The organism is Cnuibacter physcomitrellae, assembly GCF_014640535.1.
Taxonomy (GTDB): Bacteria; Actinomycetota; Actinomycetes; order Actinomycetales; family Microbacteriaceae; genus Cnuibacter; species Cnuibacter physcomitrellae.
Map to the genome: position 1 here is coordinate 1714957 of NZ_BMHD01000001.1, position 11902 is coordinate 1726858.

General features: G+C 71.2%; 11 protein-coding genes. 5 read left to right on the forward strand and 6 right to left on the reverse strand.

Annotation, left to right across the window (positions count from 1 at the left end; all coding sequences use genetic code 11):
* Window positions 1-46 precede the first annotated feature (46 nt).
* Both IEX69_RS07980 and IEX69_RS07985 read left to right on the forward strand, forming a co-directional pair.
* Window positions 47-511 (forward strand): NUDIX hydrolase, encoded by a 465-nt coding sequence (locus tag IEX69_RS07980; protein WP_085020501.1) that lies wholly within the window; start codon window positions 47-49, stop codon window positions 509-511.
* 106 nt (window positions 512-617) lie between these two features.
* Complete coding sequence (locus IEX69_RS07985) at window positions 618-3035, forward strand: transglycosylase domain-containing protein (RefSeq protein ID WP_085020502.1); 2418 nt, start codon at window positions 618-620, stop codon at window positions 3033-3035.
* Between the two features lie 117 nt (window positions 3036-3152).
* On the opposite strand, the gene IEX69_RS07990 is transcribed toward IEX69_RS07985, so the two are convergent.
* A complete protein-coding gene (locus IEX69_RS07990; protein WP_085020503.1) occupies window positions 3153-3668 on the reverse strand; it encodes a mycothiol transferase in 516 nt (171 codons plus the stop codon).
* Between the two features lie 452 nt (window positions 3669-4120).
* On the opposite strand from IEX69_RS07990, the gene IEX69_RS07995 reads away from it, so the two are divergent.
* Window positions 4121-4474 carry a hypothetical protein gene (locus IEX69_RS07995; RefSeq protein ID WP_085020504.1) on the forward strand — a complete coding sequence of 118 codons (354 nt, stop codon included), beginning with the start codon at window positions 4121-4123 and terminating at the stop codon, window positions 4472-4474.
* Here the strand turns inward: IEX69_RS07995 and IEX69_RS08000 are convergent.
* The 5 genes from IEX69_RS08000 to hpxO all read right to left on the reverse strand — a co-directional run bounded on the left by IEX69_RS08000 (window position 4464) and on the right by hpxO (window position 9951).
* Entirely contained in the window at window positions 4464-5804 is a 1341-nt protein-coding gene (locus IEX69_RS08000) for an aminotransferase class III-fold pyridoxal phosphate-dependent enzyme (RefSeq protein WP_085020505.1), read from the reverse strand. The genes IEX69_RS07995 and IEX69_RS08000 overlap by 11 nt on opposite strands.
* 112 nt (window positions 5805-5916) lie before the next feature.
* A complete protein-coding gene (locus IEX69_RS08005; RefSeq protein WP_085020506.1) occupies window positions 5917-6495 on the reverse strand; it encodes a hypothetical protein in 579 nt (192 codons plus the stop codon).
* Window positions 6492-7694: a glutathionylspermidine synthase family protein gene (locus tag IEX69_RS08010; protein ID WP_085020507.1), complete on the reverse strand. Its 1203-nt coding sequence runs from the start codon at window positions 7692-7694 to the stop codon at window positions 6492-6494. Before IEX69_RS08010 ends, IEX69_RS08005 begins: the two co-directional genes overlap by 4 nt.
* A 38-nt stretch (window positions 7695-7732) precedes the next feature.
* Window positions 7733-8647: a hypothetical protein gene (locus IEX69_RS08015; protein WP_085020508.1), complete on the reverse strand. Its 915-nt coding sequence runs from the start codon at window positions 8645-8647 to the stop codon at window positions 7733-7735.
* Window positions 8648-8757: 110 nt separating this feature from the next.
* Window positions 8758-9951 carry an FAD-dependent urate hydroxylase HpxO gene (gene hpxO / locus IEX69_RS08020; protein WP_085020509.1) on the reverse strand — a complete coding sequence of 398 codons (1194 nt, stop codon included), beginning with the start codon at window positions 9949-9951 and terminating at the stop codon, window positions 8758-8760.
* Window positions 9952-10019: 68 nt separating this feature from the next.
* On the opposite strand from hpxO, the gene IEX69_RS08025 reads away from it, so the two are divergent.
* Complete coding sequence (locus IEX69_RS08025) at window positions 10020-10625, forward strand: hypothetical protein (RefSeq protein WP_174604492.1); 606 nt, start codon at window positions 10020-10022, stop codon at window positions 10623-10625.
* Between the two features lie 197 nt (window positions 10626-10822).
* Window positions 10823-11848, forward strand: a complete 1026-nt coding sequence (locus IEX69_RS08030; protein ID WP_085020510.1) for a DsbA family protein — start codon at window positions 10823-10825, stop codon at window positions 11846-11848.
* The last annotated feature ends 54 nt before the right edge of the window (window positions 11849-11902 follow it).

Sequence of the window (11902 nt, forward strand, 5' to 3'; positions counted from 1 at the left end):
GCGGCGCCGATCGTCGTCCCGGCCGCACTCCCCTAGGCTCGAGGGCATGCCGACCCCCGACTTCGTCCTGGAGCTCCGCGAGAAGATCGGCCACGCGCCGCTGTGGCTGTCGGGGGTGACCGGGGTCGTCGTTCGCGACGGCGACGTCCTGCTGGTCAAGCGCGCCGACACCGGAGCCTGGACCCCCGTGACGGGCATCATCGATCCGGGCGAGGAGCCCGCGATCGCCGCAGAGCGCGAGGTGCTCGAGGAGGCCGGGATCGTGGCCGAGGCCGAGGTGCTGACCTGGGTCCACACCATCCCGATGGTCACGTACCCCAACGGCGACCAGTCGCAGTACCTCGACATCGCCTTCCGGATGCGTTACGTCAGCGGTCACCCGCATCCGGCCGACGGCGAGAACACCGAGGCCGCGTGGTTCGCGCTCGACGCCCTGCCGGAGATGAGCGACGAGATGCTCGCGCGCGTCCGTCGCTCGCTCGTCGACGGGCCGGCGCGCTTCGAGCGCTGAGCCGGACCCGGATCCGGATCCGGGCGGGCCCTCTCCCAGTCGCCGAACGGCTCGGGGCCAGCGCCTTATCAGGGAATCCGGGCCGAGGGCAAGTACTCTGAACCATATGCCCGAACGTTCCTCTCGCTTCACCCGTGCCGCTGAACGATCGGCGGAGCTCGTCGAGGAGACGATCGATCGGGCGGCCGGCGAGGGTCGCCACCCCGCGCGCACCATATTCACCATGCTCGGCCTCGGAGTGGTCGCCGCGGTGCTCGTCACCGCCTTCGCGACTCCCGCCATCGCCCTGACGAACATGACCGCCACCGGCGCGAACGACACCTTCAACTCGATCCCCGACTACATCAAGCCGTCGAACCTCGCGCAGAAGAGCGAGATCTACTCCACCAACGCCGACGGCTCCAACACGCTCCTCGCGACCGTGTTCGATCAGAACCGCGTCGAGGTCGGCTGGGACGACATCTCGCCCTTCGTGAAGGACGCGATCGTCTCCACCGAGGATCCGCGGTTCTACGAGCACGACGGCGTCGACATCGCCTCCACGATGCGCGCGCTCATCGGCAACCTCTCCTCGGGCGGCGTCGAGAGCGGCGCCTCCACGATCACGATGCAGTACGTCCGCAACATCCTCGTCCAGCAGGCCGAGTCCCTCGACGACGAGTCGCAGCGGGAGGCCGCGTACCAGCAGGCCACCACCGAGTCGGTCGAGCGCAAGCTCAAGGAGATGCGCCTGGCCATCGGGCTGGAGAAGGAGTACTCGAAGGACGATATCCTGCTCGGGTACCTCAACATCGCCAACTTCGGAGGCACCGTCTACGGCATCGAGGCGGCGGCCCAGTACTACTACGGCGTCAGCGCCAAGGACCTCACCCTCCCCCAGGCGGCCAGCCTCGCGGCGACGGTGAACGAGCCGAACGGGCTGCGCATCGACAACCCCGACAACATCGCCGACAACCAGGCGCGCCGCGACAAGGACGTCCTCGCCTCGATGCTGAAGCAGCACAGCATCACGCAGCAGCAGTACGACGAGGCGGTCGCGACCCCGGTGACGCCCAACATCACCGAGCCGACGACCGGATGCCAGGCCGCCGCGAACGGAGCGGCCTACTTCTGCGACTACATCACCTGGATCATCAAGAACGACCCCTCGTTCGGCGACTCCAGCGAGCAGCGCTGGCAGAACTTCAAGACCGGCGGCTACCAGATCTACACCACGCTGAACGAGCAGCTGCAGGCCAACGCCGACGCGACCATGAAGGAGTTCGTGCCCTCCAGCTACGAGGACATCGACCTCGGCTCGACCATCGTGACCGTCGAGCCCGGCACCGGGCGCATCCTCGCCATGGCCCAGAACACGACGTTCGACGAGGATCCCGAGGCCGCCGGCCCCGGCACGACCGCCGTGAACTACAACACCGATCAGGGCTTCGGCGGGTCGAGCGGCTTCCAGGTGGGCTCGACCTACAAGGTCTTCACGCTCGGCGAGTGGCTCGAGCAGGGCCACACCCTGAGCGACCGCGTGAGCGGCAACGAGAAGACCTGGGACATGTCGACGTTCACCGACTCGTGCGGCGAGAACGGCGGCCCCTGGAAGCCCGCGAACGACGGCAGCGCCTATCCCGGCTCGATGTCGGTGCAGAGCGCCCTCACCAACTCGGTGAACAACGCGTTCGTCGCGATGGCCCAGGAGATGGACCTGTGCCAGATCCGCGGGTTCGCCGAGTCGCTCGGCGTCCACCGCGCCGACGGCAACGACCTCAACACCCTGCCCTCGTCGGTGCTCGGCACCAACGAGATCGCGCCGCTGACGATGGCCGCCGCCTACGCCGGCATCGCCGCTGACGGGATGTACTGCAGCCCCGTGGCGATCGACCGCATCGTCGACGGCACCGGCGCGGAGCTGACGCCCCCGTCGGCCGACTGCCACCAGGCCATCCCGCAGAACATCGCGTCGACGCTCGCCTACGCCATGCTCGGGCCGATCCAGAGCGGGACGGCCACGCAGTCGAACCCGCGCGACGGCATCACCCACATCGGCAAGACCGGCACGACCGACAACGAGAAGGACACCTGGATGGTCGGTGCCTCCACGAAGGCCGCCACCGCCGTCTGGGTCGGCAACGTGAACGGCGACACGTCGATGGAGGACATCGAACCGAACGGCTATTACGGGTACACCGTGAGGCACCGGATGTGGAACGCCGTCATGACGGCGAACGACGAGGTGCTGGGCGGCGGCGAGTTCCCCGAGCCCGACGAGGCCCTCGTCGACGGCTCCTCCTCGCGCTCGGACGACGACGACGAGGACTCGTCGACGCCCACCCCCACGTCGACCCCCTCCCCCACCGTCTCGCCCGGCACCGGCACCGGCACGGGCGGCGGCACGGGGACCGGCGGCGGCACCGGAACCGGTGGCGGCACGGGCGGCGGCGGTGTCACGGGCCCCGGCGGCGGCGTGACGGCGCCCGGCGGCGGCACCGCGCCCGGCCCCGGCGGCACGGTCCCCGACCCCGGCGCGCAGTAGCCCTCCCGCACGTCCCCGCACTCTCGCTGTCTCTCTGACCTTTCGCTCGCCCAGTGGGCACGCGCAAGGTCAAAAAGCCCGCGAAAACCCCGCTGCGCGAAGGGCGGGGCGGCGGGGTCAGGGGCGGCGGGAGAGGAGGCCGCGGACGTAGCTCGCCTGGCCCGCGTGCTGGGTGTCGTCGTTGACGATGCTCACGAGGCGCACCGCGAGGGTGACCGGCGGATCCCAGTCCTCGTCGACCACCCGATCGAGCGCGGCGTCGTCGAGGGAGCCGAGGTACTCGGTCGTCCGCGCCGCCACGGCGTCGTGGTAGCCCACGAGCTGCTCCGCGGAAAGGCCGCGCACCTGAGCGACCTGCTCCGAGCTGTGCCCGTACCCGGTGTCGAGCTCGTCGATGGGGAGGTCGAAGCGGACGGCCCAGCCGTCGGCGAGCCACACCTGGTCGCTCCCGGAGGCATCCGCGATGTGGTCGTCCTGCACCCGGCTGAGATGCCAGACCAGCCAGGCGATCGAGTTCCCGCCGTCGTCGGGACGGGCGGCGAGCGTCTCCTCGTCGAGGCCGCGGACCGCGGAGTGCACGGTGTCGCGGACACGGGAGAACGCGTCGAGCAGGATGTCGATGGAGCTGGCCATGCCTCCACCCTGCCCCGCCCCGTCCCTCCCTGCCAAGCCGTCCCGCCGGCCCCGCCCCTGCCCCGGGCCGGACTGCCATGCGGATCGGTGACGGGTACGGGTCACGTGCCGTGCGGGTTACGCCCGCCCAGCGTTCCGTCGCCGCCATGGGCTCCCCCACGGCGCGCGGAGCGGACGCAACCCGCACGAAGGGCTCCGCGTCCCACCCCACCGACGCCGCCGACCGATGGGACCCGGATGCGGCAGTTACCCAACCGGATGTGGCGGCCCCCACCCGGATGCAGCGGGCACCCGGCCGGATGCGGCGGGTTCCGCCCGCGCAGTGGTCCGTCGCCGCCCCAGGCGACGTGTCTTCGCCCGCAGAGGGCGCAACCCGCACGCCCCGCACCAACCGCGCGGCACCCCACCCGGTCACGCCGCGCCGGACGCGCGGGCGGGAGTAGCCTCGTTCGGTGAGCAGCGAGCGCATCGAGCACAGGCGGGGAGCGGACGGCGAGATCCTGGGGTGGATCGAGCCGCGCGACGAGGGCTTCGTCGCGATCGACCTGCTCGGCCGCGAACGCACCGGCGTGGTCGACTGGCTCACGGCCGAGGAGGCACTCGAGGCGGTCGGCCTCTCGTACCTGGCCGACCCGCACGAGCTCCTGCTCGAGACCGGCGAGTGGCTGCGCGTGCGGATCGCCGAGGTGCGGCCGAACGAGATCCGCGTCAAGAAGGACGACTGGGGCGCCGTCGAGGCGCCCCAGGTCTACTTCACGCTGCCGATGCCCGTCTCGGAGGACAGGCTTCGGTCGCTCAGGCGCTGAGCTCGGCGAGCTTCTGCTCGATGACCGTCGCGGCGTCGTCGATGAGCTCCTCCGAGATGACGACGCTGGGCAGGAAGCGCAGGACGCTGTCCCAGCTGCCCGCATCCAGCACGATCACGCCGTTCGCCGCGGCGTGGTCGATGATCGCCCTCAGCCCCTCCGGGTTCGGCTTCGTGGTGCCCGGGAGCACGATCTCGGCGCCGAACATCGCCCCGCGACCGCGCACCTCGCCGACCACGGAGTACTTCGACGCCCAGTCGCCGATCCGCGCCTGGAACGCCCGCTCGACCCGCTGCGCCTCGGCGATGAGTCCGTCGCGCTCGATGATCTCGAACACCTTGAGCGCGGCCGCCGTGGAGACGGGGTTGCCGCCGAAGGTGCCGCCGATGCCGCCGGGCTGGACCGCATCCATGATCTCGGCGCGGCCCGTGACCGCCGCGAGCGGGAAGCCGCCGGCGATGCCCTTCGCGGTGGTGACGAGGTCGGGGATGGCGCCGGTGTGCTCGATCGAGTACCAAGCGCCCGAGCGGGCGATGCCGGCCTGGATCTCGTCGGCGACGAAGACGATGCCGTTCTCGCGGCAGAAGTCGGCGAGGGTCTCGAAGTAGCCCTCGGCCGGGATGACGATGCCGCCGTCGCCCTGGATGGGCTCGACGAACAGGGCGGCGAGCTCGGTCGCCCCGATGTGGGTGCGGATGTAGTCGATGGTGCGCTCGGCGGCCTCGACACCCGTCATCCCCTCCGGGTCGCGGAACGGGTAGGAGGTGGGGACGCTGAAGATCTCGCCGGGGAACGGCCCCATGCCGGCGCGCTCCGGCCAGGGGCGGTAGGTCATCGCCATGGTGAGGTTCGTGCGGCCGTGGAACGCGTGGTCGAGGGCCGCGATGGCCCGGCGGCCGGTGTAGCGCCGCGCGATCTTGACGGCGTTCTCGACGGCCTCGGCTCCGGAGTTGACGAGGATCGAGTGCTTCTCGAAGTCGCCGGGCGTGATCTCGGCGAGCTTCTCGGCGACGCGGACGTAGTTCTCGTACGGCGTGACCGTGAACAGAGTGTGCGTGAGCTTGTTGGCCTGCTCGGCGGCGGCCGCAGCCACCTCGGCGTTGGCGTGACCGATCGTGGTGACGCCGATCCCGCAGCCGAGGTCGATGATCTGGTTGCCGTCGACGTCGACCAGGATCGCGCCCGAGCCGTGGTCCATGTAGATGTCGGCGAGCGTGCCCGCCCCGCGGCTCACGGCCGCCCGACGGCGAGCGTGCAGCTCCCGCGACTTCGGGCCGGGCAGTTCGGTGACGAGCTTGCGCTCCTGGGGGACGGAGAACGACGTGGGCATGCTCCGAGCCTACCTTCCGCTCCCGCGCCTTCCCCGCGAGATGCGAGACGCGGGACGCGCGACGCGGGCCCCGGGAACGCGGGCGCGAAGCCAGCGGCTGCCCGGGCGCGGGTCAGCCGCCGGTGGAGCCGGACTTGCCGGAGGCGAAGCCGCTCTTGCCCGAGGAGCCGAAGCCGCCCTTCAGCGGGGCGCGGTCGCCGACCTTCGAGCCGGCCGGGGCCGGCGACACGACGTCGGACTGCAGGTTGGACCCGCTGGCGGCGAAGTTGCCGTTCTGCACCGGGGACCAGCCGGCCACGGACGGGGAGTTCCAGCGGGTGCCGGCGAAGAGGATCGGACCGAGCCACGGGTGCGAGTAGTGCGCGTTCGGGTAGTTGGAGCTCTGCTCGCACAGGCTCTCGGGGGTGTCGGTGATCGTCTTGCCCTGCGACTGCAGCTGCTGGATCTGCGCCGACACGTCGGCGATGCAGTCCTCCTTGGAGTCGTACATGGGCCGCTCGGCGTTGTCGGGGACGACGTACTTCTGCCCGTCCGCCCCCTCGAGCACGGTGCCCTCGTCCTCCGGCGCGCAGCCGGAGAGCGCGAGGACGGCGCCCGCGATCGAGAAGAGGGCGGCGCCCTTCGCCACCGTCGGGCGGGTGAGTCGGGCGATGCCGGACAGCTGCGGACCTGACTGGGCTCGAGACCTCATCGGGTCGTCTCCTCGATGTAGTGGGGTACGAACTCGGCGAGGTCGCCGGTGATCGGTCCGCTGGTCTCGCGGATGTCGATGCCGGCCGGCTCCTCGCCGACGATCCAGCTGCCGACCACCGCGGTCTTGCCGGGGATGGGGGCGAACACGGCACGCTGCTGGTACACGAACCCCTCCTCACCGTAGTCACCCGGCTGCTCGGCGATCACATGGCCGCTGCCGTCGAACAGCGTCACGTTCGCGCCCTCCCGACCCAGCCGGGGCTTGCGCACGTGCGGCAGGCCGCGCAGCGCATCCGTGCTGTCGTAGGCGGGGAGCAGGTTCGGATGCCCGGGGAACAGCTCCCACAGCACCACGAGGAGCTGCTTGTTGCTGAGCAGGAGCTTCCACAGCGGCTCGACCCACTGCGTCGAGCCCCGGGTGTCGCGGAGGAAGGCGGCGAACTGCTCCCGCACCATCCACTCCCACGGGTACAGCTTGAAGATGTGGCCGATGGGCTCGTCGTCGGCGTCGACGAAGCGCGCGATGTCCATGGAGAAGCGGACGTCCTCCATGAACACGAGCTTCGGATCGAACCCCGCCAGCCGCGCCGTCTCGGCCATGTAGGCGACCGTGTCGAAGTCCTCCACGATGAGCTCGCCGTCTCCCGAGTCGTGCAGCGAGGCCAGGTGCAGTCGAGCACCGGGGGCGAGGCCCCAGCGCGCCGTGCGGACGTGCTCCCACTGCTCGACCAGCTGCTCGTGGAGGCTGTTGAACTGGTCGCTGCCCGGGCGCACCTCCTCGAGCCACTGCCACTGGGCCGCCGCGGTCTCCACGAGCGACGTCGGGGTGTCGGCGTTGAACTCGAGGAGCTTCGGAGGATGCGCGGCGTCGCCGTCGTAGGCGAGGTCGAACCGCCCGTAGACGGTGGGGTCGTCCTCGTCCCAGCTCCTGCCGACGAGCTCGTGGAGATCGGTCGGGATGCCGAACTCGGCGTACCGACCCTTGCGGACGATGTGCTCGACCGCGTCCATGCAGCGGTCGAAGATCTCCTTCGTGCTCGACTCGAGCTGCTCGACCTCGGCCATGGTGAAGGCGTACGCCGCCGTCTCGTTCCAGTAGGGACGGCCGCCCTCCGACTCCATGTCGTAGAAGCTGAAGCCGACGGCGTCGCATCGCTCCCGCCAGTTCGGACGGGGTGTGCTCTCGACGCGTCTCATCGCCTCCAGGCTACGCGGATGCGGCGGGCGCCGTGCGGTCAGTGCAGGTCGATCCCCAGCGCGGTCGACACCTGCCCTGCGCAGCTGTCGTACCAGGCATCGTGGTCGAGGCCGCCGTTGAGAAGGGTGCGGATCGACGGCTGCTCGGCGACCGGGAAGGACATCAGCCAATCGGTGACCCGAGGGGCTCGATCCTCGGGGACCAGCCACCGCGGGGAGTCGCCATAGGTGGGGTATCCGGCCGCCGCCATGCAGTCGCGGACCCCCAGCTCCACGGTCCACTCGTCGCGCGCCTGTTGCTGACGATCGGCATCCCAGTCCGCGGGGATGTCGAGCGCCGCAGGATCGGAGAAGTCGGTCGCCTCGAACCGGGGCGCGACGGGCTGGAACTCGGTGGGCCCGAGAGGCGGCCGCCCGACCGACACGAGCGCCTGGTTCCAGCAGACGAGGGATGTCTGCGAACGGAGGGCCGAGGGCTGGGTCATGTGCGTCGCCCAGTCGGGCGGCGGGACGGGATCGCCGGCCTCGTTCAGCCTCTGCTCGCCGTTCTCGTCGAACACCTCGCCCTGGGACGAGGGGCCGGGGAAGAGCCAGAAGGCCCGATAGAAATAGGTGCCGCCGCGAGAGGCGAGGCAGTCGTTGGTGAACCGCTGGGCCGCCAGCCATTCCTGGGCGTGGAGCTGATCCTCTGCCGACCACGAGGCCGGGATCACGATCGAGTCGTCGCTCGGATCGTCGGCCCGCGGATACGTGTGCACCGGCGGCCACGCCGCATCGCGGGGGCCGTGGTCGACGGACTCGGCCGAGCGCGCGGGCGGCGCCCCCGCGGCGAGCTCGACGGTCGCGCTCGGCTCCGGCGCGGGCGAGCTCAACCACCACGCCGCTCCTCCGGCGAGGGCGACGACCGCGAGCGCGGCCGCGGCGGACAGGGTGACGGTTCGTGCTCTCGACATGACGAGACTCCTCACTCCGACCTGAGTCGAGGATACCTCGTCTTCGTCCGGCGTGTCACCCCGATGGGGGTGATGCTCAGCGAACGCTCGGCCCCGCCGGAGCGCTCAGGTCAGAGCAGGCCCGCGCCGAGGTTGATCGGGCTGTCGACCGTGTTCCCCACGATGCCGCGGATGATCGCGGTGCCGTCCTCGGTGCGCAGCCCGTCGTACCAGGCCTGCGTGAGGTCGGGGTCGAACGCGTGCGTCTCGTGCGCCCGCGCACGGGCTCGGAGCACCAGGTCGGCGGCGCGCTCGGTGCGGATGCGCTCGTAGCGGCGCAGCGCATCCTCGACGCCCCGGGTGTGGGTGGCGATCGAGATCGCCAGGGCGAAGGAGTCCTCGAGCGCGGAGCAGGCCCCCTGGCCGATGTCGGGGGCGGTGTTGTGCGCGGCATCGCCGAGCAGGGCTACCCTGCCCCGGACCCAGGTGTCGAACGGGTCGATGTCCCAGATCTCGACGCGGTTGAACGACGTCTCGGGGTCGATGGCGTCCAGGAGCGCACGCACCCCGGGCGCCCAGCCCACGAACGCCTCCTCGAGCGGAGCGATCCCGTCGGCGGGGTCGTAGGGGGTCCCCGACGGCTGGGGGACGTCGACGAAGAAGTAGAAGCGGTCGTCGGCCACGGGCATCACCGCGCAGCGCTTGCCGTCGGCGACGTAGGTGGTCCACTGGTCGGCGGGACCGATCGCAGGGTCGGCCGGGACCAGGCCGTTGAAGTTCGTGTAGCCCGAGTAGCGGCGTTCGATGCGCGGACCGCCGCCCGCGACGTCGGTGACGTGGTCGCGGACGAGGGATCGCGCGCCGTCGGCGCCGATCACGAGGTCGCCGGTGTCGGTCGCGCCGTCGTCGAAGACGACCGTCGCCGAGTCGGCGTCCTGCCGCACCTCGACCACGCGCCTGCCCAGATGGATGCGGTCCAGTCCCACGGTCTCCATGAGGAGCATCTGGAGGTCGGCCCGCACGACGGGGTAGGCGCGCTGCCCGGTCTGCTCGGTCACCGGGTCCAGGCTGAAGCGGCACATGGTGTCGCCCGTGTGCCCGTCGAGGTAGGCCATGTCGTCCATGCGCCCGCCGAGCGCGGCGACCTCGTCGGCCAGCCCCAGCCAGTTGAGCACCTTCACGCCGTTGGCCCAGAGCGACAGGGCCGCACCCACCGGGCGGTTCTCGCGCATCCGGTCGTAGATCATGACCTCGTGCCCCTGGCGCTGCAGCGCGATCGCGGCGCTCGTGCCGCCGATGCCCGCTCCGACGATGATGACCTTCATCCGTCCTCCTTCGCCCGCCACGGTAGCCCCGTCGCGTTTCGGGAATGTGTCGGCCGTAGGATGCCGCTGTGAGCGGTGAGGACGGGACGGTCGGAGCGTCGGACGTGGGGCTCCACCGTCCGCTCGGGAGAGGCCGCCGTCGCCGACGCCGCTTCGACCCCGACGCCGAGCCGGACGACGGCCTCACCGGCGAGCAGCGCGCCGACCGGCTCAAGGAGCGCATCTACATCACGTTCACCGCGCTGGCGGTGGTGCTGGCGATCGCCTCCCACGCCTCCGAGGTCGAGGCGGCCGACGCCGCGCTGACCCTGCTCGTGACGGTGGGAGGGGCGGTGCTGGCCGTGTTCGCGGCCGACGTGATCGCCCACATCGCGGTGCACCGCGTGCTGCCGACGCGGGTGGAGGCGCAGCACATGTTCGCGGTCTCGTTCGGCGCGCTCGCGACGCTCGTGCTGCCGATGGCGTTCCTCGTCTTCGCGATGCTCGGACGCTGGACGGTGGAGGCCGCTCTGCGGGCCTCGACGATCGCGCTCATCGTGTCGCTGGCGGCGATCGGATGGCTCGCGGTGCGCCGGGTGAGGCTGGCGTGGTGGCAGCGGCTCATCGTGCTGCTCCTCGAGGTCGCGCTGGGCGTCGCCGTGGTGGGGCTGGAGCTGCTGGCGCACTCGCTCTGAGGCGGCTCGCGCTGCCCGCTCGCGTGCGCTCCTCGGGCCGACGGGCGGCGTGTCCGCGCCTCCACTCGACGTCTCCCCGACGAGTCGCACTCGGCGTGAGCACAGCATCCGCATAGGGTGCCGCAAGGACCGATCCCTAGCGTGCCGACGTCGCGCACGCTCGAGGGAGGGCGCGAGCGGAGCGGAAGGCGGTACGGATGGCGTCGGCGAAGACGAGGGCGGCTGAGCGGGAGGCGCTCGAGGGGCTCCCGAAGAAGGAGCGCCAGGCGCTGCAGCGCGAGTTCGCCCGCCTGCACCGCGAGGAGGAGGCCCGTCGCCGCCGTCGCACGCGGGTGGTCGTGCGGTCGAGCCTCGTCGTGGTCGGGGTCGCCGTGCTCGCGATCACCGGTGTCGTCGTCTACAACTCGATCCGGGCGACCTTCACGGGCCCGCTCAACATGCTCAGCGACGGCCTGCTCTTCTCCGGAGACGGCTCGGCCACCACCGCGGCGCGGACGGCGGCGATCCCGCCGGGCGGCCAGCCCACGGCGAGCTCCACCGACACGTCGAAGGTGCTCGCGGTGCGCGAGTACGTCGACTACGGCAGTGCCGACACGGCCACCTTCGAGACCACCAACGGCGCCTCGCTGCAGAGCTATGTCACCCCCGGATACGCGACCCTCGAGATCCATCCGGTCGCGCTCGACGGCGACGGCAGCGACTCCAGCTACTCGGCGCGCGCCGCGAACGCCATGGCCTGCACGGCGAACTACGCCCCCGACTCCGGGCTCGCGGTGCACAACGCGCTGATCAAGGCGCAGTCGACCCTTCCGGACGGCGGCCTCTCGAACGACGACCTCGTCACGCTCGTCCAGGGCGCCGGGGTCACGGACGACAAGGTCGCCTCGTGCATCCGCGGCAACGAGTTCGATGACTGGGTGAAGGACGCGACCGACCGCGCCCGTGCCTCCATCCCCGACTCGGACGTCACGAGCCTGTCGACCGCACCGCTGATCGTGGTCGACAGCACCGCGTACACGGGGGCGCTCGACGACGCGAACGCGTTCACCGAGTTCATCGCGAAGGTGTTCGGCGAGGCCACCGGTGCAGACACCGGGTCGGGCTCGGGAACGGACGGCGGGACCGGGACGGACGACGGGACGGGCACGGACGGCACGGGGACCGGGACGGACGACGGGACCGGGACGGGCACCGGCACGGACGGCACGACTCCGGCGGGCTGAGCGGACCCTGCCGCGGTGAGCATCCCGCCGGCCCTCCGGACACCTGCCGACCGC

What these genes read in the sequence shown, in the direction of transcription:
- IEX69_RS08030 (WP_085020510.1), top strand. Translation starts at nt 10,823, where the DNA reads ATGGCGTCGGCGAAGACGAGGGCGGCTGAGCGGGAGGCGCTCGAGGGG.
- hpxO (WP_085020509.1), bottom strand. Translation starts at nt 9,951, where the DNA reads ATGAAGGTCATCATCGTCGGAGCGGGCATCGGCGGCACGAGCGCCGCG.
- IEX69_RS08015 (WP_085020508.1), bottom strand. Translation starts at nt 8,647, where the DNA reads ATGTCGAGAGCACGAACCGTCACCCTGTCCGCCGCGGCCGCGCTCGCG.
- IEX69_RS07990 (WP_085020503.1), bottom strand. Translation starts at nt 3,668, where the DNA reads ATGGCCAGCTCCATCGACATCCTGCTCGACGCGTTCTCCCGTGTCCGC.
- IEX69_RS08000 (WP_085020505.1), bottom strand. Translation starts at nt 5,804, where the DNA reads ATGCCCACGTCGTTCTCCGTCCCCCAGGAGCGCAAGCTCGTCACCGAA.
- IEX69_RS07985 (WP_085020502.1), top strand. Translation starts at nt 618, where the DNA reads ATGCCCGAACGTTCCTCTCGCTTCACCCGTGCCGCTGAACGATCGGCG.
- IEX69_RS08005 (WP_085020506.1), bottom strand. Translation starts at nt 6,495, where the DNA reads ATGAGGTCTCGAGCCCAGTCAGGTCCGCAGCTGTCCGGCATCGCCCGA.
- IEX69_RS07980 (WP_085020501.1), top strand. Translation starts at nt 47, where the DNA reads ATGCCGACCCCCGACTTCGTCCTGGAGCTCCGCGAGAAGATCGGCCAC.
- IEX69_RS08010 (WP_085020507.1), bottom strand. Translation starts at nt 7,694, where the DNA reads ATGAGACGCGTCGAGAGCACACCCCGTCCGAACTGGCGGGAGCGATGC.